20 protein-coding genes are annotated in these 23261 nt (G+C 68.8%); 7 read left to right on the top strand and 13 right to left on the bottom strand.

The window, feature by feature from the left end:
- Nucleotides 1–82: 82 nt before the first annotated feature.
- The gene (locus tag ABS64_RS11860) at nt 83–289 is read right to left on the bottom strand and encodes a hypothetical protein (RefSeq protein WP_016465057.1); all 207 of its coding nucleotides are present in this window, start codon (nt 287–289) and stop codon (nt 83–85) included.
- Between the two features lie 73 nt (nt 290–362).
- A complete protein-coding gene (locus ABS64_RS11865; RefSeq protein WP_232212129.1) occupies nt 363–692 on the bottom strand; it encodes a hypothetical protein in 330 nt (109 codons plus the stop codon).
- Nucleotides 693–851: 159 nt separating this feature from the next.
- Here ABS64_RS11865 and ABS64_RS11870 point away from each other — a divergent pair, with 159 nt between their 5' ends.
- From ABS64_RS11870 to ABS64_RS11880, 3 genes are read left to right on the top strand one after another with little or no spacing between them, the layout of a single operon-like run.
- Nucleotides 852–1202, top strand: a complete 351-nt coding sequence (locus tag ABS64_RS11870; protein ID WP_036285558.1) for a metallopeptidase family protein — start codon at nt 852–854, stop codon at nt 1200–1202.
- Nucleotides 1199–1483 (top strand): ATP-dependent Clp protease adapter ClpS, encoded by a 285-nt coding sequence (clpS, locus tag ABS64_RS11875; RefSeq protein WP_292683755.1) that lies wholly within the window; start codon nt 1199–1201, stop codon nt 1481–1483. Before ABS64_RS11870 ends, clpS begins: the two co-directional genes overlap by 4 nt.
- Entirely contained in the window at nt 1480–1965 is a 486-nt protein-coding gene (locus ABS64_RS11880) for a DUF2017 family protein (protein ID WP_292683757.1), read from the top strand. Before clpS ends, ABS64_RS11880 begins: the two co-directional genes overlap by 4 nt.
- Nucleotides 1966–1978: 13 nt before the next feature.
- Here ABS64_RS11880 and ABS64_RS11885 read toward each other — a convergent pair whose 3' ends face one another.
- Genes ABS64_RS11885 through gatC form a run of 6 tightly spaced genes read right to left on the bottom strand, consistent with a single transcriptional unit; the run spans nt 1979 to nt 7522 of the window.
- Nucleotides 1979–2554, bottom strand: coding sequence for an aminobenzoate synthetase (locus ABS64_RS11885; RefSeq protein ID WP_036285384.1), 576 nt, complete (start codon nt 2552–2554; stop codon nt 1979–1981).
- Nucleotides 2538–2858: a hypothetical protein gene (locus tag ABS64_RS11890; RefSeq protein WP_036285382.1), complete on the bottom strand. Its 321-nt coding sequence runs from the start codon at nt 2856–2858 to the stop codon at nt 2538–2540. The genes ABS64_RS11885 and ABS64_RS11890 overlap by 17 nt, the downstream gene beginning before the upstream one ends.
- A 22-nt stretch (nt 2859–2880) precedes the next feature.
- A complete protein-coding gene (dinB, locus tag ABS64_RS11895) occupies nt 2881–4140 on the bottom strand; it encodes a DNA polymerase IV (RefSeq protein ID WP_036285379.1) in 1260 nt (419 codons plus the stop codon).
- 60 nt (nt 4141–4200) lie between these two features.
- Nucleotides 4201–5715, bottom strand: coding sequence for an Asp-tRNA(Asn)/Glu-tRNA(Gln) amidotransferase subunit GatB (gene gatB, locus ABS64_RS11900; RefSeq protein ID WP_288120365.1), 1515 nt, complete (start codon nt 5713–5715; stop codon nt 4201–4203).
- A complete protein-coding gene (gene gatA / locus ABS64_RS11905) occupies nt 5715–7226 on the bottom strand; it encodes an Asp-tRNA(Asn)/Glu-tRNA(Gln) amidotransferase subunit GatA (protein ID WP_036285373.1) in 1512 nt (503 codons plus the stop codon). Before gatA ends, gatB begins: the two co-directional genes overlap by 1 nt.
- On the bottom strand, nt 7223–7522 hold the full coding sequence (gatC, locus tag ABS64_RS11910) for an Asp-tRNA(Asn)/Glu-tRNA(Gln) amidotransferase subunit GatC (RefSeq protein ID WP_036285370.1): 300 nt from the start codon (nt 7520–7522) through the stop codon (nt 7223–7225). Before gatC ends, gatA begins: the two co-directional genes overlap by 4 nt.
- Nucleotides 7523–7580: 58 nt before the next feature.
- On the opposite strand from gatC, the gene ABS64_RS11915 reads away from it, so the two are divergent.
- Nucleotides 7581–9299 carry a long-chain-fatty-acid--CoA ligase gene (locus ABS64_RS11915; RefSeq protein ID WP_288120367.1) on the top strand — a complete coding sequence of 573 codons (1719 nt, stop codon included), beginning with the start codon at nt 7581–7583 and terminating at the stop codon, nt 9297–9299.
- 5 nt (nt 9300–9304) lie between these two features.
- On the opposite strand, the gene ligA is transcribed toward ABS64_RS11915, so the two are convergent.
- The 3 genes from ligA to ABS64_RS11930 form a co-directional block, all read right to left on the bottom strand.
- Nucleotides 9305–11632: an NAD-dependent DNA ligase LigA gene (ligA, locus tag ABS64_RS11920; protein ID WP_036285364.1), complete on the bottom strand. Its 2328-nt coding sequence runs from the start codon at nt 11630–11632 to the stop codon at nt 9305–9307.
- A gap of 94 nt (nt 11633–11726) precedes the next feature.
- Nucleotides 11727–12824 (bottom strand): tRNA 2-thiouridine(34) synthase MnmA, encoded by a 1098-nt coding sequence (mnmA, locus tag ABS64_RS11925; RefSeq protein ID WP_292683764.1) that lies wholly within the window; start codon nt 12822–12824, stop codon nt 11727–11729.
- 9 nt (nt 12825–12833) lie between these two features.
- Nucleotides 12834–14042 (bottom strand): cysteine desulfurase family protein, encoded by a 1209-nt coding sequence (locus tag ABS64_RS11930; protein ID WP_292683781.1) that lies wholly within the window; start codon nt 14040–14042, stop codon nt 12834–12836.
- A 54-nt stretch (nt 14043–14096) separates the two neighbouring features.
- Between ABS64_RS11930 and glgX the strand changes: the two genes are divergently transcribed.
- The 3 genes from glgX to glgB all read left to right on the top strand — a co-directional run bounded on the left by glgX (nt 14097) and on the right by glgB (nt 20487).
- The gene (gene glgX / locus ABS64_RS11935; protein WP_292683766.1) at nt 14097–16196 is read left to right on the top strand and encodes a glycogen debranching protein GlgX; all 2100 of its coding nucleotides are present in this window, start codon (nt 14097–14099) and stop codon (nt 16194–16196) included.
- Nucleotides 16197–16384: 188 nt separating this feature from the next.
- Nucleotides 16385–18352 (top strand): alpha-1,4-glucan--maltose-1-phosphate maltosyltransferase, encoded by a 1968-nt coding sequence (locus tag ABS64_RS11940; RefSeq protein ID WP_292683783.1) that lies wholly within the window; start codon nt 16385–16387, stop codon nt 18350–18352.
- Entirely contained in the window at nt 18349–20487 is a 2139-nt protein-coding gene (glgB, locus tag ABS64_RS11945; protein WP_292683768.1) for a 1,4-alpha-glucan branching protein GlgB, read from the top strand. Before ABS64_RS11940 ends, glgB begins: the two co-directional genes overlap by 4 nt.
- 32 nt (nt 20488–20519) lie before the next feature.
- On the opposite strand, the gene ABS64_RS11950 is transcribed toward glgB, so the two are convergent.
- Both ABS64_RS11950 and ABS64_RS11955 read right to left on the bottom strand, forming a co-directional pair.
- Entirely contained in the window at nt 20520–21449 is a 930-nt protein-coding gene (locus tag ABS64_RS11950; protein WP_292683770.1) for a tetratricopeptide repeat protein, read from the bottom strand.
- The gene (locus ABS64_RS11955; protein ID WP_005050263.1) at nt 21450–23207 is read right to left on the bottom strand and encodes a hypothetical protein; all 1758 of its coding nucleotides are present in this window, start codon (nt 23205–23207) and stop codon (nt 21450–21452) included. It abuts the gene before it with no gap.
- Nucleotides 23208–23261: the final 54 nt, after the last annotated feature.

The following is a 23261-nucleotide window of genomic DNA, read 5'->3' on the forward strand; positions in this document are numbered from 1 at the left end:
GGAACTCGTCCGTGTAGTTCTTCCTTGCCATCCCTCAGATTCTCGCTTCCCCAGCATCGTGCTGGAATCAGCGTGTCCAAGATCAGGGGTCAAGCCCCCGCCAGACCTGCGCGTCCACAGGGCTCAGCCCGACTACTGCACCGTCGTGTTCAGCGAGCCAAAGCGTTTCAACTGCGCCGAGCCGGGCCAAGATGCGTCCTGTCACCGGGTCATTGGGCTCGACGAGCATCGACAGCACCATCCTCGCAGTGCGCTCATCGCTCGCGACATCACTCAAGCTGGCCATCATCGGTTCCTCTCGGCGCTCGTTACCGACGAGGTGCGCAGAGCGCTACCGATGGATCAGCAACTCGGAACCGCAGCTAGGAGTCATCGCTCGCTTCGTCCACGATGAGTCCGGCCTCGACCAGCGCCGCACGTACGGCCTTACGATCCACGCCCATCCGGCGACCGATCGCGCGCATCGAGACGCCCGCTCGGGCGAGTCGCACCGCCTCCGCCTTCTCGTCGATCCCCAGCCCCGGGCGGCGGCTAGGCACGTTGCGGCGACGCAGGTGCGCGAACACCGTGGCGCGATGGATGCCATACCTCTCGGCGAGTGCCTTGACGCTCATCCCTGCCAGGTAGTCGCCGACGAGCGCGTCCACCTCAGCGGCGGTGAGGAAAGTTTGAGCCGTCTCGACAGTCCTCACAACGGGGCCACGATCGTCCTTCGGAGCGGTATCCTGGGGGCGTCGAGAGACCTCGTAGACCCCACGGTCTAGGCGGTTGACCAGGGTCTTTGTCTTGGGGGCGGAGTTGCCGAACGTACTACTCAGGCACCCCACTTTCTCCCCGATCGGGATGTCGACATGATCGAGATGGACGCCGACGCGTTCGAAGCTCTCGTCTCCGACGAACTCGATCTGCTGCCCGAGCGCATGCTCGTCGGACTCGACAACGTCGTCTTCGTCGTCGAGGACCGGCCCGAGGACGGTTCCCTCGACCTGCTCGGTCTCTACGACGGTCTGGCGTTGACAGAGCGCGACCGTTACGGCACCGGGGAGCTGCCCGACCGGATCATCCTCTACCGTGAGCCGCATTTGCACGCCTGCGGATCGATCGTGGAGCTCCGGGACGAAGTGCACACCACACTGGTGCACGAGATCGCGCACTTCTACGGGATCGACGACGAGCGCCTGCACGAGTTGGGTTGGGCATGACGATTCCCCTCGAGGATGTCCGCCTGGAGGAGCGCTCGGAGGTGACCGGTCCCTGGCAGACGGTGGTCTGGAACGATCCGGTCAACTTGATGAGCTACGTCGTCCATGTGTTCCGCACCTACTTCGGTTACACCCGCGAGCATGCCGAGCGTCTGATGCTGCTGGTGCACCACGAGGGCCACGCGGTCGTCGCGGAGGGCGCGCGTGAGCAGATGGAGCTCCACGTCCAGGCGATGCACGACTACGGCCTCTGGGCGACCGTCAGGAGGGCCGACACATGACGAGGGCGCGGATGGCGGTGTCCGCGCTGGAAGCCGCGCATCTCACGGACATCGTCCTGCAGTTCACGGATCTGCTCGCCGAGGCCATCGACGGAGTCGATGATCCGGGCGTCGCGCGCCTCGTTCCCGACGGCTACCGGGACGCTGCGGAGGATGCCGCGGAGTTTCGTCGTCTGACCCAGGACGACCTCCTCGATCGGCGTCGTGATGATGCGGCGCTGGTGCTGGCGACGCTGCAACGCGATGGCCAGACGCGGCGTCCGCAAGACCTGGACCGCGCAGACGCCGAGGCCGAGGTGATCGTCGAACTGGATGCCGGTGCTGTCGCGGCGTGGTTGCGAACGTTGACCGCGGTGCGGCTGGTGATCGCGACACGCCTCGGGATCACCACAGAAGAGGAGCAGGACGACGACCCCCGCTTCGGTGTCTACAACTGGCTGGGCTTCCGCCTCGAAGGCCTGCTCCAGGCGATCGAGGACTGACCGCCCCCAGCCCTCACGGGACGTCGATGACGATCGTTGCGAGCGATTGCGGGCGATGCGCGCGCAGGTGCTCCTCTTCCTGGTCGGCCCAGCGACGCCAGTGCGGACGGTAGGTGTCGCCGTCTCGAGCGAGCGCGCGATCGCGCCGCGCACTCTCGGGCGATTCCACCCACACGCGCACGTGCGCCAGAGGCGCGGTGCTCGGGGTGAGCACCCCTGCTCCCTCGAGGATCAGGGGGACGTCGGCGGGCGTCTCCACCTCGGCCCCCGGACGATCGGCTGCCCAGTCCCACCGTCGCCACACGGCCGCCCTTGCCTCGCTGACGGGGATCAGGATGAACTCCCGCGCCAGAGTTGAACCGGCCGAGAGCCCGTCCCACCCCGGATACAGCTCGTCGAGGCCGATCATGCTGACGGGGCGCCCCCACCGCTCGCGCACCCGTCGCGCGAGGGTCGATTTGCCCGCGCCGGAACGTCCGTCGATCAGGACGATCGGTGTGATCTCCGGCTCCAAGGCCGCAATGGCGGACTCGATGCGGTCGACCCCGCTCGTGAGCGCCGCATCGACCTCGTCAGCGCTTGAGGGCACGGATGATGCGGCTGAGCGTGCGTCCCGCAACCCACACGAAGGGGATCGCCACCGCGACCAGCGACACGAGGTTCGGCTCGAAACGCAGATCGTCGCCCTTGCGGATGTAGGCACCGAGGGGAACCGCGAAGCCGCCGCCGCCCCCGCCGTTGTTGCCGCTCTCATCCTCGCCGGCGCCGAAGCCCGACCACGACAGAGCCACGGGGATGAGGCGAATGCCGTCGACGTCCTGCTGCTCGCCGTAGACGCTGTTGACGCCGAGCGATGCCGACTGCTTGCCGAGTTCGAGTGCGAGATTGGGCATGTTCCCACCGTAGCCGGGAAGCTCACTCGGTGCGAGGGAGCCGCGGATTCGTCGGCAGAGCATTCACATCACGGCGCGGGCCGAGGACGCTCGCCCGGGTGACCGCTCCCCCACCGAAACGCTCACGCGCGTCGTCCAAGGCCGCGTCGACCCGTCGCCACTCGGCATCCTCATCCCAGAGCGGCACGGATCCACCGTCACCGCCGCGCAGCTTCTCCGCGCGCACGCCGATCAGGCGCACCGGCTGGGTCAGCTCCAGGGCCTCGAACAAGCCGATCGCGACGTCGCCGATCCGCTGGCCGACGTCCGACGGCTCCGCGAGCGACAGCGAGCGCGAAAGCGTGGTGAAGTCGGCATAGCGCAGCTTCAACGCGACGGTTCCGGCTCGCCAGCCTCCGTCGCGGAGACGTGCCGCGACGCGATCGGAGAGCCGGCGAAGCTCGCTGCGAAGAACCGCCGCATCGGCGACGTCGGTGAGGAAGGTCTCCTCATGCCCGATGCTCTTCTCCGTGCGTTCCGTCTCGACGGCTCGGGGGTCGATGCCGTGCGCGAGTTGCCAGATGCGCTCCCCGCCGGCGGGTCCGAGTGCGCGATCCAGGACGGCCCGCGGCGAGGCGAGGATGTCGGAGACGAGCCGGATGCCGCGACCCTCCAGCGTCTCCGCGGCCTTCGGCCCCACCCCCCACAGCGCCGAGACGGGCAGCGCGGCGAGGAAGGCGGCGGTGTCGGGTTCGCTGACGATGAGCAGCCCGTCGGGCTTCGAGCGCGTGGAGGCGATCTTCGCCACATGCTTCGTGGCCGCCACCCCGACGCTGCAGACAAGCCCCGTCTCCGCTTTGACGCGGGCCCGGAGCATCCGGGCGATCTCCCCCGGAGTTCCCCAGAGCCGCCGTGCGCCGGACACGTCGAGGAACGCCTCATCGATCGAGAGCGGCTCCACGAGGGGGGTGATGTCGTGGAAGATCGCCATCACCTGACGTGACAGGCTCGCATACCGCTCGAAGTGCGGAGTGACCACGACGGCCTGCGGACACAACCGGAGAGCCTGTGCGACGCCCATTGCCGACCGCACGCCGAATCGACGAGCCTCGTAGGAGGCGCTGGAGACCACACCGCGTCCCTCCATACCGCCGACGATCAGCGGCTTGCCGGCCAGGGAGGGATCGTGGAGGACTTCGACCGACGCATAGAAGGCGTCCATGTCCACGTGAAGAATCCGCGTGCCGGTGTCGTCGGCACCGGGCGGCGAGACGACCCGCCCCGACCCGTCACCCCGTCCCATGAGTCCATTCTCGGTGACGCCGCCGACATTGCGGCGCCACCGAGAAGGCAGCGTGTGCGACTACTGCGCCGCGCGCTCGAGAACGAGCTCGCGGACGCGTGCGGCGTCGGCCTGACCCTTCATCGCTTTCATCACGGCGCCGATGACGGCACCGGCGGCCTGCACCTTGCCGTCGCGGATCTTCTCCAGCACGTCGGGCTGCGCGGCGAGAGCATCGTCGATCGCGGCGATCAGCGCGCCGTCGTCTGAGACGACTGCAAGACCGCGTGCGTCGACGACCTGCTGCGGCGTGCCTTCGCCGGCGATGACGCCCTCGAGCACCTGACGCGCCAGCTTGTCGGTGAGCGTGCCGGCGTCCACGAGCTGCTGCAGCGCGGCCACCGACGCGGGGGTGACGAGCGATGAAGCTTCGACTCCCTGAGCGTTGGCGATGCGAGAGATCTCGCTCATCCACCACTTGCGCGCGGCCGCAGGCGCAGCGCCCGCTGCGACGGTCGCGTCCACCTCGGCGAGCAGGCCCGCGTTCACGATTCCCTGGAAATCGATGTCGGCGAAGCCCCACTCGGCCTTCAGACGTCGCCGACGCGCGGCGGGCGGCTCCGGAAGAGCAGCACGCAACGACTCGACCAGCGCGGAGGACGGCGCGACGGGCAGGAGGTCGGGCTCCGGGAAGTAACGGTAGTCGTCGGCATCCGACTTCGGACGCCCCGGAGAGGTCGTGCCGGTGTCTTCGTGCCAGTGCCGCGTCTCCTGCGTGATCGTCCCGCCCGCGGCGAGGATCGCCGCTTGACGCTGGATCTCGTAACGCACGGCGCGTTCGACCGAGCGCATCGAGTTGACGTTCTTCGTCTCGGTGCGCGTGCCGAGCTTCTCCTGCCCGCGTGGGCGCAGGGACACGTTCGCATCGCAGCGGAGGTTTCCGCGTTCCATGCGCGCCTCCGAGATGCCGAGCGAGAGCACCACGTCGCGAATCGCCCGCACGTACGCGGCGGCCAGCTCGGGTGCACGGTGTTCCGCGCCGAAGATCGGCTTCGTCACGATCTCCACGAGCGGGACGCCGGCGCGGTTGTAATCCACGAGCGAGTACTCCGCGCCCTGAATGCGGCCGGTGGAGCCGCCGACGTGCGTGAGCTTGCCGGCATCCTCCTCCATATGCGCCCGCTCGATGGGCACCTCGAAGACCGTCCCGTCGGTCAGTTCCACCTCGATCTGGCCCTCGAAGGCGATGGGCTCGTCGTACTGCGAGATCTGATAGTTCTTGCCGAGGTCGGGGTAGAAGTAGTTCTTCCGGGCGAAGCGGCTCGACGGGGCAATCTGGCAGCCGAGGGCGAGCCCCAGACTGATCGAGAAACGCACCGCGGTCTCGTTGACCACCGGGAGCGAACCCGGAAGGCCCATATCGACGGGCGCCACGAGCGTGTTGGGGGCAGCATCGTGGTTCGCGGCGTGCGCCGGGTTGCCCGCCGGCGAGAACATCTTCGTCTCGGTGTTGAGTTCGACGTGCACCTCGAAGCCGAGCACCGGCTCGTACAGCTTCAGCGCGTCGTCGAAGTCCATCAGTGCGGCCTTAGCCATCAGCGGTTCCCTCCCAGCAGCGGGGCGCGGTCCAGCAAGGGACCACCCCATGAGTCGACGAGCAGGGCCTCGGCGGCCGCACCCACGCGATACAACCGGGCATCCTGGCGCGCCGGCGCGATGAATTGGATGCCGACGGGCAGCCCGTCCTCCTCTGCCAGACCCGACGGAATCGAGATGCCGGGGACGCCGGCCAGGTTCACCGGAATCGTGGTGACATCGTTGAGGTACATCTGCAGCGGGTCATCGATCTTCTCGCCGAGCTTGAACGCCGTGGTGGGAGCCGACGGCGTCGCGATGACATCGACCTGAGCGAACGCCGCGTCGAAGTCGCGCTGGATGAGCGTACGCACCTTCTGGGCGCTGCCGTAGTAGGCGTCGTAGTATCCGGCCGACAGCGCGTAGGTGCCGAGAATGATGCGACGCTTCACCTCCTCGCCGAAGCCGGCGTCTCGAGTGGCAGCCATGACGTCTTCGACCGTGCCGCCCGGAACGTCGACTCGCAGGCCGAAACGGACGGAGTCGAATTTGGCGAGGTTGCTCGACGCCTCCGCGGGAAGGATCAGGTAATACGCGGCGACGCCGTACTCGAAGTGCGGGGCGCTGACCTCAACGATCTCCGCGCCCTGCGCCTCCAGGAGAGCCAACGCTGCCCGGAAGGACGCCGACACGCCCGCCTGGAAGCCGCTGTCGGGCAGCTCGCGGATGACGCCGATCTTCAGGCCCGCCAGACCGGCGCCGGCGGCGCCTTCGCGTGCGGCCGCCGCAAAGGAGGGCCAGCTGTCGGTCAGCGACGTCGCATCGTGCGGGTCGTGGCCGCCGATGACGTCGTGCAGGAGCGCCGAGTCGAGCACGGTGCGCGAGACCGGACCGACCTGGTCGAGTGAGGACGCCAGCGCGATGGCGCCGAACCGGCTCACCCCGCCGTAGGTCGGCTTCATGCCGACGGTTCCCGTGACGTGCGCCGGCTGGCGGATCGATCCGCCCGTGTCCGAGCCGAGAGCCAGCGGAGCCTCGAAGGCGGCGACGGCGGCCGCCGATCCGCCCCCGGAGCCTCCGGGGATGCGATCGAGGTCCCACGGGTTGTGGGTGGGACCGTACGCCGAATGCTCCGTCGACGATCCCATGGCGAACTCATCCATGTTCGTCTTGCCGAGCGGCACCAGGCCGGCGGCGCGCGAACGCGCGACGACGGTGGCGTCGTAGGGCGAGAGGAAGCCTTCGAGGATCTTGGATCCGCTGGTGGAGGGCATGTCCGTCGTGACGAGCACGTCCTTGATCGCGAGCGGGACGCCCGCGAGCTCGCCCAGGGACTCACCGGCGGCGCGGCGACGGTCGATGTCGGCCGCCACGTCGAGGGCGTGTTCGCTCACGTGGAGGAAGGCGTGCACATCGCCGTCGACGGCGGCGATCCGGTCGAGGTGGGCCTGCGTCGCTTCGACGCTGGACACGTCACCGGAGGCCAGTCGTGCGGCCAGGTCTGCGGCGTTCAGCCGTGTGAGATCGGTCACTGCTCCTCCCCCAGAATCGCCGTGACACGGAAGCGCCCGTCGGCGGCGTCCGGCGCGTTCTGCAGCACCTGCTCCACCGTCAGCATCTGGCCGACGACGTCGGGACGGAAGACGTTCTCGAGCGGGAGGGGATGGCTCGTCGCGGGGACGTCGGGCGTTGCCACCTCGGACACCTTCGCGATGTTGTCGACGATCACCGAGAGCTGCCCCGTCAGGCGCTGCACCTCGTGCTCGTCGAGCTGAATCCGGGCCAGAACGCCGAGATGGCGAACGAGTTCAGGGGTGATTTCAGACACCCGTCGATTCTAGTCGGCCCCCTTCGGCCCGCTTCTCACGGCCGATAGGCTGGCCCGCGTGAGTGCCGCTGCCCCGTACGACCCGCCCCGCCCGTGGATCGCCAGCTACGCCGCCGGAGTCCCCGATGATCTCGAACCGGTCACCGGCTCGCTCCTGGACATCGTCACGGCGTCGGCGCGTGACTACCCGGATGCGCCCGCGCTGCAATTCTTCGGTCGCACGACCTCGTACCGCGACCTCGTCGAGGCGATCGATCGCGTGGCGGCGGGTCTCCGAGAGCGTGGGGTCGGCAAAGGCGACACGGTCGCGATCGTACTGCCCAACTGTCCCCAGCACATCATCGCCTTCTACGCGATTCTGCGCCTCGGCGCCATCGCGGTGGAGCACAATCCGCTCTACACTCCACGGGAGCTGCGCAAGCAGTTCGAAGACCACGGGGCGCGCACGGCCATCGTCTGGAGCAAGGTCGCCGCCACCGTGCAGGCGTTCCCCGCCGATCTCGCCGTCACCACGCTGGTCAGCGTCGACATCACGACCGCCATGCCGCTCTCGCTGCGTCTCGCGCTGCGGCTTCCCGTCGCGAAGGCCCGTCAGTCGCGCGACGCGCTCACCACGCGCGTGTCGCAAGCCGTGCCCTGGGAACACCTGGCACGCAGCGAAGCACTGGCGGCATCCTTCCCCGGTCCGGTCACCGACGACGTCGCCATCATCCAGTACACGAGCGGAACGACGGGAACGCCGAAAGGCGCGGTGCTCACCCACCGCAACCTCCTGGCCAACGCCCGGCAGGCTCAAGCGTGGGTCCCGTCGATCCAGCCCGGTAAGGGATGCGTCGTGTACGCGGTGCTGCCGATGTTCCACGCCTACGGGCTGACCCTGTGCCTCACTTTCGCGATGTCGATGGGTGCCCGTCTGGTGCTGTTTCCCCGCTTCGAACCCGCGATGGTCCTCGAAGTGACGAAGAAGCACCCGGCGACGTTCTTGCCGCTGGTGCCGCCGATCGCCGATCGACTGCTCGCCGCGGCGCGCGCCGAAGGCGTCTCCTTGGCCGGCACGGAGGTCGCCATCTCCGGAGCGATGGCATTGCCGCATGATCTCGTCGTGCCGTTCGAGCAGGCAACGGGTGGCTACCTCGTCGAGGGCTACGGGCTGTCCGAGTGCTCGCCGGTTCTCATGGCGAACCCGGTCGCCGACAATCGCAAGGCGGGAACGGTCGGACTCCCCCTCCCCGGCACCGAGTGTCGCGTGGTCGATCCGGACGATCCCACCGTGGACATGCCCTCCGGTGAGCGGGGCGAGCTGATCGTGCGGGGCCCGCAGGTCTTCCAGGGCTACTACGGCAAGCCGGAAGCCACCGAGGAGGTCTTCGTGGACGGGTGGTTCCGTACCGGCGACATCGTCCAGATCGACGACGAGGGGTTCGTGCGCATCGTGGATCGCATCAAGGAGCTCATCATCACCGGCGGGTTCAATGTGGCGCCCACCGAAGTCGAGAACGCACTGAGGCAGCACCCGCGCGTGGTGGATGCCGCTGTCGTGGGCCTGCCAAGCGAGCATTCGGGCGAAGAGGTCGTCGCCGCCGTGGTGCTCGACGGGTCCGGAGCCGACGTCGACACGGACTCCATCCGGGACTACGCCCGCAGCATCCTCACGCCCTACAAGGTGCCCCGCCGGATCTTCATCGTCGACGAGCTGCCGACGTCGCTGATCGGAAAGGTGCTGCGTCGCCAGGTGCGTGAGTCCTTGCTCGAGCTCACGCATCCCGGAGGAGACTGAACCGATCAGCCCGCGTCGGGATCGAGTGCCCCGAGCGCGGCGGGCCCCTGCTCGACGAGGATGCGAAACTGCGCGGCATCGATGATGCGGATGCCGAGTTCCTCCGCCTTGGCGAGTTTCGAGCCCGCGCCCGGGCCTGCGGCGACGAAGTCGGTCTTCTTCGACACGGAAGAGGCTGCTTTCCCGCCAGCGGCAATGATCGCCTCCTGCGCGCCCTCTCGGGTGTAGCCCTCCAGCGTGCCGGTCGCAACGACCGTGACACCCTCGAGCACGCCGCCGGCGGCGACGGCAGCTCCCGGGCCGGGGTGACCTGGAATCTCCAAGACCGCGCCCGCCGCCGCCCAGCGTTCCACGATCTCCTGATGCCAGTCGACGGCGAACCATTCCAGGAGCGAGTCCGCGATGATGCCGCCGACGCCGTCGACGTCGGCGAGAGCGTCGCGCTCGGCCGCGCGGATCGCGTCCAGCGAACCGAACCACTGCGCGAGTGCCCGCGCGGCGACCGGGCCGACGTGGCGGATGTTCAACGCGACCAGAAACCGCCACAGGTCCTTCGTCTTGGCCTTCTCGAGTTCCTCGAGAAGGGTGAGCGCCTGGGCCGACGGCTGGGGACCTGTGAGTCCCTCCTTCTTCTCCGCCGACGAGGGCTGGCGACGGAAGGGCGCGCGGGTGATCGGTTCGCCGCTGTCGTCATCGAGTTTGGCCTCCCCCGTTTCGCTGTCGCGGACGATCACCTCGATCGGGACGAGCTGTTCGAGTGTGAGGTCGAACAGACCGGCCTCGGTGATCAGCGGGGGCACGGCGGGAACCGACGGCTGCGTCAAGGCCGCTGCGGTGACCTCGCCGAGGGCTTCGATGTCGAGGGCGCCACGGGAGCCGATGTGCTCGACGCGTCCCCGCACCTGGGCGGGACAGGCGCGCGTGTTGGGGCAGCGCAGGTCGATGTCGCCGTCTTTCGCGGGTGCCAGCGTCGAGCCGCATTCCGGGCACCGGGTCGGCATGACGAATGCCCGCTCCGTGCCGTCGCGCAGCTCGACCACGGGACCGAGCACCTCGGGAATGACATCGCCGGCTTTGCGCAGCACGACGGTGTCACCGATGAGAACTCCTTTGGACACGACGACGTCCTGGTTGTGAAGCGTCGCCTGCCGGACGACCGAGCCCGCGACGCGGGCGGGGGCCATCACGGCGAAGGGTGTCGCCCGGCCGGTGCGGCCGACCGAGACGACGATGTCCAGCAGCTTCGTGTTGACCTGCTCCGGCGGGTACTTGTACGCGATGGCCCATCGCGGGGCACGACTGGTCGCGCCCAGCTCACCGTGCAGCGCCAGCTCATCGACCTTGACCACGACGCCGTCGATCTCGTGCTCGACGTCGTGGCGATGCTCGCCGTAGTACGCGACGAACGCCGCCACGCCGTCGATGTCGTCCGCGGTGCGGAAAGACGTGCTCGTCGGCAGCCCCCACGTCGCGAGCAGGGCGTAGACCTCGCTCTGCGAGGACACGGGCGGCGCCGGCCACGCCCCGATCCCATGGACGAGCAGCCGCAGCGACGCGAGCCGGGCGCGTCCGGCTTCGAGTTCCATGCCGCTCTTCTTGTCGAGTTGCTGGCGAAGGCCGCCGCTGGCCGCGTTTCGCGGGTTTGCGAATGCCGGGAATCGGCGGGCGGCGCTTCGGGTGAGCTTCTCCTCGTCGCCTCCGCGCTCACGACCGTCCGTGATGACACGCTCGCGCAACCGGGCCTGGAGAGCGTTGAGTTCGTCGAAGGCCGCGACGGGAATGTAGACCTCGCCGCGCACCTCCACGATCGGAGGATGCCCTTCACCCGCGAGTCGTGCAGGAATGCCCGCGACCTGGAGCGCGTTGACGGTGACGTCCTCGCCCACTCGTCCGTCGCCGCGGGTGGCGGCCGACACGAGAACGCCGTGCTCGTAGCGGAGATTGATGGCCAGGCCGTCGATCTTCAGCTCCAGCAGCCAACGGACGTGTCGTCCCGCGGCAGCCGATGTCTTCGTGCACCAGTCGCGCAGCTCGTCCGCGCTGAAGACGTTGTCGAGGCTGAGCATGCGCTCGGCGTGTTCGACGGGCGCGAACATCGAGCTCTGCGCCGCGCCCACCGACTGCGTCGGCGAATCCTGTCCCTGCACCTCGGGGAAGGCGCGCTCCACTGCTTCGAGCCGCCGCATCCACCCGTCGTAGGTCGCGTCGTCGACGATCTCGGCGTCGCGCCCGTAGTACGCGTCGCGGGCGCCGAGGATGAGGTCGGTCAATCGCTCCGCGTCGAGGCGGGCGTCGTCGAGGTTCGTCGGAAGGGAGACTTCATCATCCGTCACCCGGCCAGTGTAGGTGGGGCGGCCGACATCGCCCTGCCTCTTGCGCGCCGCGCGTGGCCCGGTGCCCGCGGTCGCACGCTGACGGGGGTCGAGCTCAACCCGCGATGGGGACGGCCGAGACCGTGCGGTCGACCGTGAATTGCCCGATCACCCGCGTGCCGTCGTAGAGCACCGCGGTCTGACCCGGCGCGACGCCGTCGAAGGGGGCATCCGGGCGCACCGTGACGATGCCGTCGCGGACCGCGGCCGACGCCCTCACGGGGTCGGCGTGGGCGCGGATCTGCACGTGGCAGGCGAACTCGGCATCCTGCGGCGCTCGGCCGGCCCAGCTGTGGCGAGAGCCTGAGATCTCCGCCGTGGCCAGCGCCTCCTTCGGACCGACGACGACCGTGTTCGAGACAGGACGGACCTCGAGGACGAATCGCGGCTTGCCATCGGACGCGGGAACGCCCAGCTGCAGACCGCGACGCTGTCCGACCGTGTACCCGTGCGCGCCGTCGTGGCTTCCCACGACGGCGCCGTCACGGTCGATGATGTCGCCGTGCGCGGTGCCGACCTTTTCGGCAAGCCACCCGCGGGTATCGCCGTCGGGGATGAAGCAGATGTCGTGGCTGTCGGGCTTCTGGGCGACCGTCAGGCCGCGCTCTGCTGCTTCGGCACGCACGAGGGCCTTGGAGGGGGTCGACCCCAGCGGAAAGTAGGTGTGGGCCAGCTGTGAGGCCGTCAGCACCCCCAAGACGTAGGACTGGTCCTTGGCCTCGTCGCTCGCCCGGTGCAGTTCGCGTCCGTCGGGTGTATCGACGATCATCGCGTAGTGACCGGTGCACACCGCGTCGAAGCCGAGCTCGAGCGCACGCTCGAGCAGAGCTGCAAACTTGATCTTCTCGTTGCAGCGCATGCACGGGTTCGGCGTCCGACCCGCGCGATACTCGGCGATGAAATCGTCGATGACGTCGTCGCGGAACCGCTCGGAGAAATCCCAGACGTAGAAGGGGATGCCGAGCCGATCGGCCGCCCGGCGCGCATCCATCGCGTCTTCGATCGTGCAGCAGCCGCGGCTTCCCGTTCGCAGCGTGCCACCGGCACGCGAGAGGGCGAGATGGACGCCGACGACGTCGTGACCGGCATCCACGGCGCGCGCAGCGGCCACGGCGGAATCGACGCCGCCGCTCATGGCCGCCAGGATACGCATCGCTCCAGTCTACGAGGGCTGCACCCCCGCGGCTCCGAGTCCTCGCGGCCGGGCGGCACTGGTCGCCCGGGCATAGGCCAGCGGAAGCGCCGCGATCAGAGCATCGACATCACTCGGCGCGGTGGTGCGGCCGAGGGTGATCCGCAGCACCGAGCGCGCGACGGCCTCGTCGCGCCCGAGAGCGAGGACGACGTGCGAGGGTTCAGCGACACCGGCCTGGCACGCAGAACCGGTCGAGACCGAGATCCCTTCCTGATCGAGGAGGAACAGCAACGTCTCCCCCATCGCGCCCGGCAGATGGACGTGCACATTGCCTGCCAGGCGATCTCGGGCATCGCCCAGTAACTCGGCCTGCGGGATCGCGGCCCGGATGCCGGACAGCAGCCGATCTCCCAGCGCCGCCAGCCGTGTCTGTTCGCTGACGCGTTCGGTCTCGGCGTCTTCGAGGGCGACGGCGAGCGCCGCGGCTCCGGCGATGTCCGGCGTACCCGAGCGTAGTCCGCGTTGCTGGCCTCCGCCGTGCAGCAGCGCTGCGATGCGGGCATGGCGTGAGACGACGACGGCGCCCGTTCCGACGGGAGCACCGACCTTGTGCCCTGAGATGCTGAGGGCCACCAGACCGGCGCCCGGTGGGGCATCGCCGCGCCACGTGGAGAAGGACACCGGCAGGTGACCCATCGCCGCGACGGCGTCGAGGTGCAGCGGCACGTCGGCGGCCGCGGCGGATGCCGCCAGCTGAGCGGCATCCTGGACCGTACCCACCTCGTTGTTGGCGACCAGCGCGGTCGCCAGGGCCGCGGGGTCGGGGACGCTCAGCGCCGTTCGGAATCGGTCGAGAGGAATGTGCCCGACCGAATCGAGAGCGACCGCGCGCACGCGGGCGCCCCGCAGGCGTAGCCAATCCACGGTGTCCACGCTCGCATGGTGCTCGCCGTCGGGCAGGACGACGGCGTCTCGATCATCGGGCTTGCTCCACCACAGACCCTTCAGCGCCAGGTTGATGCCTTCGGTCCCACCGGAGGTGAGCACCACCTCGATCGGGTCGCAGCCGAGCACGGCGGCGATGCGCTCGCGCGACTCCTCCAGCAGTCGTCGCGCGGCCTGTCCGGCACCGTGCACCGAGGACGCATTGCCCGTCAGCGTCGCCGCCGCCATCCATGCGACGCGGGCGCTGTCACGCAGGGGCGCCGACGCCGCATGGTCGAGGTAGATCGACATGACGCTCCCGCCCTCGTGACGACGCGGACTCACCGCGTCACTACTCTAGAGCGCATGGCCAGCCCGAAGCCGTCCCGTGTCGCCGAAGCCCACCCTGCCACGCCCGCTCCCTTCCTCGGACCCGCCTTCGACCGGCTCGGCGTCACCCTCGGCGCCGAAGGCGGGACTCTGCGCGTGTGGTCGGAGGATGCGACCGGCATCGATCTCGTCGTCTTCGACGCGGATGATCTCGACTGGATCACCGCGACCATCCCGTTGGCCCCCGCGGGAGGCGATGTCTGGCAGGTGAGGACACCGGATCTGCGCGTAGGGGCGTGCTACGCGCTTCGCGTGACAGGACCGTCCGGTCCCGGGCAGACCTTCAACCCGGAGAGCCTGCTCCTCGACCCCTATGCGCGAGGACTCGTGCCCGTGCGCATCGGCCAGTGGCGCGCGGCCGTCGTCGATGACGCATTCGACTGGAACGACGTGCCGCGCCCGCACACGCCGATGGACCGCACCGTCATCTACGAGGCGCACGTGAAGGGTCTCACCAAGCGGCACCCGGACATCCCGCCGGCGTTGCACGGCACCTACGCGGGACTCGGCCATCCGGCGATGATCGCGCACCTGCGGGATCTCGGCGTGACGGCCGTCGAACTCCTGCCGATCCACGCGTTCGAGACGGAGCCCCGTCTTCTGCATCAGGGACTGACGAACTACTGGGGCTACAACACTCTCAACTTCTTCAGCGCACACGCCCCGTACGCGACGGCGGAGGCCGTCGCCGCCGGCCCGGATGCCGTGCTGCGGGAGGTGAAGACCATGGTGCGTGACCTCCATGCGGCGGGCATCGAGGTCATCCTCGACGTCGTGTACAACCACACGTCCGAGCTCGGCCTGGGCGGACCGAGATCCAGCTTCCGCGGCATCGACAACCGGGGCTACTACCGGCAGGAAGACGACGGCGCCTATATCGACGTCACAGGCTGCGGAAACGCCGTCAACACGGCGACCGACGCCGCCGCGCGTCTGGTGCTGGACTCCCTGCGGTACTGGGCCGACAACGTGCAGATCGACGGTTTCCGCTTCGACCTGGCCGTGACCCTCGGCCGTGGGGGTGACAACGCCTTCGATCCCCATCACCCGCTGCTGCGGGCCATCGTCGAGGACCCGGCGCTCGCGGATCTGAAGATGATCGCCGAGCCATGGGACGTCGGTATGGGCGGCTGGCAGACGGGTAACTTCGGGAGCGGCTGGGCCGAATGGAACGACCGCTACCGCGACCGCGTCCGCAACTTCTGGCTGAGCGACATCGACTACGCCCGCCGCGCGTCGACATCCCCCGTCGGCATCGGAGGGTTCGCGACGCGGCTCGCCGGCTCATCGAACACCTTCACCGCGGAACGCGGGCCGCTCGCGAGCATCAACTTCGTCACGGCGCACGACGGGTTCACGCTGCGCGACCTCGTCTCCTACGACGTCAAGCACAACCTCGGCAACGGCGAGCAGAACCGTGACGGGGCCGACACCAACCGGTCCTTCAACCACGGCGCCGAAGGCCGCACCGACGACGACACGATCCTCGCGACGCGCCGGAAGGCCATGCGCAACCTCATGGGAACGCTGCTGCTGTCGGCCGGCGTGCCGATGGTGACGGCGGGAGACGAGGCCGGCCGGACCCAGCGAGGGAACAACAACGCCTACTGCCACGACTCTCCTCTCACGTGGGTCAACTGGGAGCACGCACCCTGGCAGGAGGACCTGCAGGCCCACGTCCGCCGTCTCATTCAGCTGCGCCGCGACAACCCCGCCCTGCGACCGCGCCGTTTCGCCCGCGACGCTCACGTCGTCCCCAGCGCGTCGGTCATCGACTGGTACGACGAGAACGGCGAGACGATGTCGATCGAGCGGTGGACCGATCCCGCTCACCGGACCCTGCAGTATGACGCGGCATCCACGCCGGAAGAGGAGGACCCGAACCGGATCCTCCTGGTCGTGCACGGCACCGAGAGGCCGGTCGAGGTCACGCTTCCCACGATCGAGGGCGTGAGCGGCTACGTGTCACTGTGGTCCAGCGTGCCTGACCGTCCCGACACGACCGAGCCGCTGTTCGCGCCGGGCGCCGTGCTCACCCTCCCCGGAACCGCTCTGCATCTGTTCCGGATGCAATGACGCGAACCGGACGCCGAGTGGTGTGCCCGTTCGGTGTTCGGCGGTAGGTTCGAGACGTGGCTTCGACGACGCGCTCCGCTCCCTCCGTTCCTCCTCGCGCGACGACGCTGCGCAGCGCTGCACAGATTCCGGTCCGCCCGGTCACCGTCTGGCGGGGCGTCACCGACACGCGGGCGGGACGGATCCCGATGGCACTGCCGCACCCGTCCGTGCCGGACGCGCTGTTTCGGCCATCCGCCTTCTCCGGCGAAGCCGTTGCGTTCACCGTCACCGCCTTCCGCGAGGGCCACGACCTCATCGGCGTGCACGTGCGGCTCTTCTCCCCCTCCGGAGAGGAGTCGTTGCACCGGCTGTCTGCACGCGGCGACGGCTTCGACCGCTGGAGCGTCGACATCGCTCCCCTGGAAGAGGGCATCTGGCGGTTCCGCTTCGAAGCGTTCGGCGACGATGTCGCGACGTGGGAGCACGCGGCCGACGTGAAGATCGCGGCGGGGGTCGACACCCCGCTCATGCGCGAGATGGGCGCGAGACTGTTCGCCGATGCGGCGCGGGAGAAGGATCGCCCGGCAGCCGAACGCAAGGCGTTGAGCGCTGCCGCCGGCGCGCTGCGCGACCCGGAGACGAGCGATGACGAGGCGTTGGCCATCGTCCGCGACCCCGCGATCGCCGCGTACTTCGACGCACGTCCCCTGCAGTCGCTCGTCACCGTGGGCCCCGATCTCGAGCTGCTCGTGGAGCGGGAGCGCGCGGGCGTCGGCGCCTGGTACGAGTTCTTCCCTCGGTCCGAGGGCGCGAAGCGATTGAAGGACGGATCGATCAAGAGCGGCACCTTCCGCACGGCCACCAAGCGGCTGCCGGCGGTCGCCGCGATGGGCTTCGACGTGCTGTACCTGCCGCCGATTCACCCCATCGGCGAGGTCAACCGCAAGGGACCCAACAACACGCTGACCGCCGCCGCGGGCGATCCCGGCTCGCCGTGGGCCATCGGGTCGGCAGCCGGCGGCCACGACACGGTGCACCCCGACCTGGGCACCCTCGCAGACTTCCGGGCCTTCGTCCGTGCGGCGCGGACCGAGGGACTCGAGGTCGCGCTCGACCTCGCTCTTCAGGCGGCGCCCGATCACCCGTGGGTCGCTGCTCACCCGGAGTGGTTCACCACCTTGCCCGACGGCACGATCGCCTACGCGGAGAATCCCCCGAAGAAGTACCAGGACATCTACCCGATCAACTTCGACAACGATCCTGCGGGCATTCGCGCCGAAGTCCTCCGCATCGTCCGGCACTGGATCGCGCAGGGCGTGAAGATCTTCCGCGTGGACAACCCGCACACGAAGCCGCTGCAGTTCTGGGAATGGCTCATCGCCACGGTGAATGCCGAGCACCCGGACGTGATCTTCCTGGCCGAGGCCTTCACTCGTCCAGCTCCTCTTCAGGCGCTCGCGCAGGCCGGCTTCCAGCAGAGCTACTCGTACTTCACGTGGCGCAACACCAAGGCGGAGTTGGAGGAGTTCCTTCGCTGGGTGTCCCACGACACCGCGGACTTCATGCGGCCCAATCTCTTCGTCAACACGCCTGACATCCTCACCGAGTACCTCCAGTACGGGGGGCGCCCCGCCTACAAGATCCGGGCAGCCCTGGCCGCCACCGCTGGCGCCTCCTACGGCGTGTACGCCGGCTACGAGCTGATCGAGAACGTGGCCCGGCCGGGGTCGGAAGAGAACATCGACAACGAGAAGTACGAGTACAAGCTGCGCGACTGGGATGCCGCGGCATCCCAGGGCCTTTCCATCGCGCCCTACCTGACGCGCCTCAACGAGATCCGCCGCGCTCATCCGGCGCTGCGACAGCTGCGTGACGTCTCTCTCCACTGGAGCGACGACGACGCGATCCTCGTCTACGTCAAGCACCTTCCCGCGGCGCTGAGCGTCGACGGCGTGGACGACACGATCATCGTTGTCGCCAATGTCGATCCGCATTCGACCCGCCAGACCACGGTGCACATCGACTCCACCGTGTTCGGCGTTGCCCGCGGCGCCGACTACGTCGTCGAAGACCTCGTGACCGGCGGGAGCTGGACCTGGAATCAGGACAACTTCGTCCGTCTCGACGCCTTCGACGAACCCGTTCACATCCTGCACGTGAAGGAGACGCGATGAGCGATATCTCGGACGAGGTCCTCGACATGGTCGCGACGGGTTCGTATCACGCCCCGCACGACGTCCTCGGTCCGCATCAGCGCGCCGATGGATCGTGGGTCATCCGTGCACGTCGGCCGATGGCGTCGTCGGTGACGGCCGTCGCGGACGACGGCACCGAGATCGCGCTCGATCACGTGCGCGGAGGAATCTGGGAGGGCGGAAGCCCGACACAGCCGCGGGCGTACGAGTTGGTGGCCACCTACGAGGGCGGTGTCGACTACCGCGTCGACGATCCCTACCGTCACCTTCCGACCCTGGGCGACGTCGACCGCCACCTGATCGCGGAGGGTCGGCACGAGCAGCTCTGGCAGGCACTCGGCGCGCACGTGCGTCATTACGACGGCATCAGCGGCGTGTCGTTCGCCGTGTGGGCTCCGAATGCGCGCGCGGTTCGCGTGGTCGGCGACTTCAACGCGTGGGACGGCCAGGGGCACGCGCTGCGCAGCCTCGGCTCCAGCGGGGTCTGGGAGTTGTTCGTGCCCGGGCTCACTGCCGGCACGGTCTACAAGTACGAGATCCTCACGCGCCACGGCGGCTGGATTCTCAAGGCCGATCCGATGGCCCAGCGTGCCGAGGTTCCGCCGGCGACCGGCTCCGTCGTGACCGAAAGCGCGTACAGCTGGGGCGACGAGGAGTGGATGGCCGCCCGCGCCGGCCGCGATGTCCTGTCCCAGCCGATGTCGACGTACGAGCTCCACCTCGGGTCGTGGCGACCCGGACTCGGCTACCGGGACGCGGCCGAGCCCCTGATCGCTTATCTCACCGAGACCGGCTACACCCACGTCGAGTTCCTGCCGCTGGCCGAGCATCCGTTCGGCGGCTCATGGGGCTATCAGGTCAGTGGCTACTACGCGCCGACGAGCCGTTTCGGCAGCCCCGACGACCTGCGCTATCTGATCGACCGCCTGCACCAGGGCGGCTTCGGCGTCATCATGGACTGGGTTCCGGGCCATTTCCCGAAAGACGCCTTCGCTCTCGCCCGCTTTGACGGCGACCCCCTCTACGAGCACCCCGATCCCCGCCGTGGCGAGCACAAGGACTGGGGCACGCTCATCTTCGACTACGGCCGCAACGAGGTGCGCAACTTCCTCGTGGCCAACGCGTTGTACTGGTTCGAGGAGTTCCACGTCGACGGGCTGCGCGTCGATGCCGTGGCCTCGATGCTCTACCTCGACTATTCGCGCGAAGCCGGCGAGTGGGAGCCGAACATCTACGGCGGTCGCGAGAACCTGGAGGCCATCCGGTTCCTTCAGGAGGTCAACGCCACCGCATACAAGCGTTACCCCGGCATCGCCATGATCGCGGAGGAGTCCACCAGCTACCCGGGCGTCACGGCGCCCACGAGCGCCGGAGGCCTCGGCTTCGGTCTCAAGTGGAACATGGGCTGGATGAACGACTCGCTCGAGTACATCAAGCGTGACCCCATGTACCGCGGCCATCATGAGGGCGAACTGTCCTTCTCCTTCGTGTACGCCTTCAGCGAACACTTCGTCCTTCCGATCAGCCATGACGAGGTCGTTCACGGGAAGGGCACGTTGTTCACACGGATGCCGGGTGATCACTGGCAGAAGCTCGCCAACACCCGCGCCTTCCTGGCGTACATGTGGGGTCATCCGGGCAAGCAGCTGCTGTTCATGGGCCAGGACTTCGGGCAGCTGTCCGAATGGTCGGAGGGGCGAGGACTGGACTGGTGGATGCTCGATCAGCCGCCGCACCGTCAGCTCCTCGACTTCGTGGCTGCGCTCAATCGCGTCTACCGGGAGAACTCACCGCTGTGGGCGCGCGACAGCGACGGCTCCGCGTTCCGGCGCCTGGGCGCACCCACCTGGAACCCGAACGTCATCGCCTTCGCCCGGGATGACGACCGGGGCAACACCGTGGTCGTCATCTGCAACTTCTCCGGTGTTCCCCTTCACGACTACGCCCTGGACCTGCCCGCCGGCGGAGCGTGGCGGGAACTGCTCAACTCCGATGCGGAGGCCTACGGCGGCTCCGGAGTGGGCAACTTCGGGACCGTGCACGCCGATGACAACGGGCGCGCGACGCTCGTTCTGCCGCCGCTCGGTGTGCTCTGGCTCGGCCGCTCCGCCTGAACAGCCGGCGACCGGTGCCGGAACGTTCCGTGTCAGAACAGCAGTGAGGTCAGACGACCACGGGCTCGGATGACGCGCGGGTCGCCGTCGCCGATCAGTCCGAAGAGCTCGACGAGGCGGTCGCGCACGGCGCCGCGCTCATCCGCGGGTAGCACGGCGAACAGGTCGAGCAGGCGCGCGAACGCGTCGTCGACGTGACCGCCGACGACGTCGAGGTCGGCCACGGCGAACTGCGCATCGATGTCGCGGGGCGCGGATGCCGCGGCATCCCTCGCCTGCTGCAGGTCGAGCCCCTGCACGCGCTGCAGGAGGCGCACCTGGCCGAGACCGGCCTGAGCCTGCTCGTCGCGCGGGTTCTCCGCGAGCGCCGCCTCATACGCGGAAACGGCGCGCGCGTAGTCGCCCGCCTCGATCGCATCGAACGCCTCCTGGTGTCGCGGGGGCAGTGCGGGCTCGTCGGGTTCAGCCGACTCGGCGCCGTCGACGGGGACGGTGCCCGTGACGCCGTTCTGGGCTGCCAGCTGCAGCAGCTGGGCGAAGACGTCGCGTACCTGCTGCTCCGGCACCGCGCCGGTGAACAGCGGAACGGGCTGACCCGCAACGAGGGCGACGACCATGGGGATCGACTGCGCGCGGAAGCCCTGGGCGATCTGCGGGTTCGCATCCACGTCGACCTTGGCCAGCACCAGACGTCCGGCGAGCTCGGTGACGACCTTCTCGAGGATCGGGCTGAGCTGCGTGCAGGGACCGCACCACTCGGCCCACAGATCCACCACGACCGGCACGGACCGCGACAGCTCGAGCACCTGACCGAAGCTCTCGTCGGTCGCATCGAAGATCAACGACGGGCCGGGGCCCGCTGAGGGCGCCGTTGCGGAGCCGGCGGGTGCCGACGGGCGAGAGCGCAGGGACGACAGGTCGACGGCACCGCGCAGCACGGCGCCCGAGGTGGGATCGCTCACTTAGGGGCCTACTTTCGCGTCGAGGATGGAGGTCGAGTACCCCAGCAGCTGGATGCGCTTGCTGGAACTCTGGGAGGGGACGAAGAAGAAGAGCTGGTCGACGAAGGTCGTCGTGAAGCCCGTCGAGGACTGATTCACGCCGGTGAGGGTCTGCACGATCGCGTTGTTGTCGAGCTTGATCACCGCGTCGGTGTTGGTGGGCTTGACAGTGTCGCTCTCGTGCACGGTCACCGCAACGATCGCGCCCGAATCCAGCGTGGCCAGAGAGATGGGTTCGTCCGGCCCCGCCGATGCCGCGTAGGTCAGCGTCCCCGTCTGCGCGCCGGTCTGGTTGAACGCCTGCAGCCGGGAGGCGCGGTTGTCGGCAACGAGCTTTCGGAAGGGGTCGTTCGTCGAATCGAACTGCGCCGCGAACGCGCTGCTGTCACCGTTGGTGAGGATGTCGGCATAGGCCGCGGCCACCTTGTTGGGGGCGAGCGCCAGGAAGGGCGAGTCGGGGTCGATCGAGATCGCGCCGACGTACGAGGGCGCGAGATTGAGACTGGCCTGCGACACCAGCTCGGCCTCCCGCGTGACCTTGTAAGGCGACCAGGGGTCCTCCTGGGTCACGCTGAGGATGACGTCGCCAGTTTCGATGACCGCGAAGAATGTGCGCGGCCACCCGTCGTACGCCTCGGGCAGGATGATCTTGACAGGCTTGTCGGGCAACGCGCTCAGTGCCGTGTGCCCGGCGACGTCGCGGAGCTTGTAGTCCGTCTCGCGGGCCGCCAGAGCAGAGCCCGTCAACCGCAGCGCAGCCGCCGCGGGATCCTTGGCGGCATCGGCCTTCGCCACCTGCTCGGAGACGCGCGTGAGGATGCGCTCGGCCTGCTGCTGGGTGACGGCGGGCCGTCCCTGATCCTGCGGCACGACGACACTCTCGGATGCCGTGGGCGTCGGCGTGCCGGCGAACTGCGGCCAGGCATCGGCAGTGCAGCCGGTGAACAGCAACGCGGCGACGCCGACGGCCGGAACCGCGATGAGTGAGCGCTTGCCGCGGGTCAACTGACGACGCGAGGGCGTGGCGCTGATGACGCCCTTGTCGGCCCCCGCGACCGCGACGTCGATGGGCTCGGTCACCGGCATCGGCAGACCCTTGCGGCGCGGGCCGCGCGATCGGCGTGCATGCCGCACGCCGAGGACGTACACGATGATGCCGATCAGCAAGAAGATGCTGCCCAGGACGATGAGAGGACCCGCCCACGGGGTCGTCGCTCCCGTCGGCCAGGTCACGGTGAGGCTGCTCGGCGCCGGCTTCACACCGTCGGTGGCGACGAGCAGGCTCATGTCCGCCGGAAGCTGCAGGGGGGTGATGAGGACGTCATCCTGCTGGAACTCATCCAGCCAGAGATCCGAGCCGACGGGGGTGATCGGCGCGCTGCCGGCGGCCGGCGGGTTCTTCGCCGCGACGGCCGTCGTCGTGGTGGCTCCCCCATCGACGGTCACGTGGGTGTACGAGGACGGCGTCAGCCAGGCTTCGAGGTCGGCCGTGCGCCCGTACGAGGCGAAGATCGTGCCCGCCTCCTGGACACGGAGGGTCTGTGAGCCGGCGTGGCTGTTGAGCACGCTGCCATCGATCAGGATGTACGGCGCGTCGCCGGTGACGGAGATCGTCTCGCTCTCGGTCCGCGGACCCTGCAGCACGGTGCGCTGGGCGATACCGGCGCCGATCATGACCGCAGCCAGCACGAAGGCCGTCACAGCCCAGACGAAACGCACGTAAGACACCTCCCGCGCGCACCGCAGACGGGATCGCGGCGCGCAATCGACGTT

This window comes from Microbacterium sp. SCN 69-37, from assembly GCF_001724435.1.
Classification (GTDB): Bacteria; Actinomycetota; Actinomycetes; order Actinomycetales; family Microbacteriaceae; genus Microbacterium; species Microbacterium laevaniformans.

What these genes read in the sequence shown, in the direction of transcription:
- ABS64_RS11860 (WP_016465057.1), bottom strand. Translation starts at nt 289, where the DNA reads ATGATGGCCAGCTTGAGTGATGTCGCGAGCGATGAGCGCACTGCGAGG.
- ABS64_RS11870 (WP_036285558.1), top strand. Translation starts at nt 852, where the DNA reads ATGATCGAGATGGACGCCGACGCGTTCGAAGCTCTCGTCTCCGACGAA.
- clpS (WP_292683755.1), top strand. Translation starts at nt 1,199, where the DNA reads ATGACGATTCCCCTCGAGGATGTCCGCCTGGAGGAGCGCTCGGAGGTG.
- ABS64_RS11880 (WP_292683757.1), top strand. Translation starts at nt 1,480, where the DNA reads ATGACGAGGGCGCGGATGGCGGTGTCCGCGCTGGAAGCCGCGCATCTC.
- ABS64_RS11890 (WP_036285382.1), bottom strand. Translation starts at nt 2,858, where the DNA reads ATGCCCAATCTCGCACTCGAACTCGGCAAGCAGTCGGCATCGCTCGGC.
- dinB (WP_036285379.1), bottom strand. Translation starts at nt 4,140, where the DNA reads ATGGGACGGGGTGACGGGTCGGGGCGGGTCGTCTCGCCGCCCGGTGCC.
- gatB (WP_288120365.1), bottom strand. Translation starts at nt 5,715, where the DNA reads ATGGCTAAGGCCGCACTGATGGACTTCGACGACGCGCTGAAGCTGTAC.
- mnmA (WP_292683764.1), bottom strand. Translation starts at nt 12,824, where the DNA reads ATGCGTATCCTGGCGGCCATGAGCGGCGGCGTCGATTCCGCCGTGGCC.
- ABS64_RS11930 (WP_292683781.1), bottom strand. Translation starts at nt 14,042, where the DNA reads ATGTCGATCTACCTCGACCATGCGGCGTCGGCGCCCCTGCGTGACAGC.
- glgX (WP_292683766.1), top strand. Translation starts at nt 14,097, where the DNA reads ATGGCCAGCCCGAAGCCGTCCCGTGTCGCCGAAGCCCACCCTGCCACG.
- ABS64_RS11940 (WP_292683783.1), top strand. Translation starts at nt 16,385, where the DNA reads ATGGCACTGCCGCACCCGTCCGTGCCGGACGCGCTGTTTCGGCCATCC.
- glgB (WP_292683768.1), top strand. Translation starts at nt 18,349, where the DNA reads ATGAGCGATATCTCGGACGAGGTCCTCGACATGGTCGCGACGGGTTCG.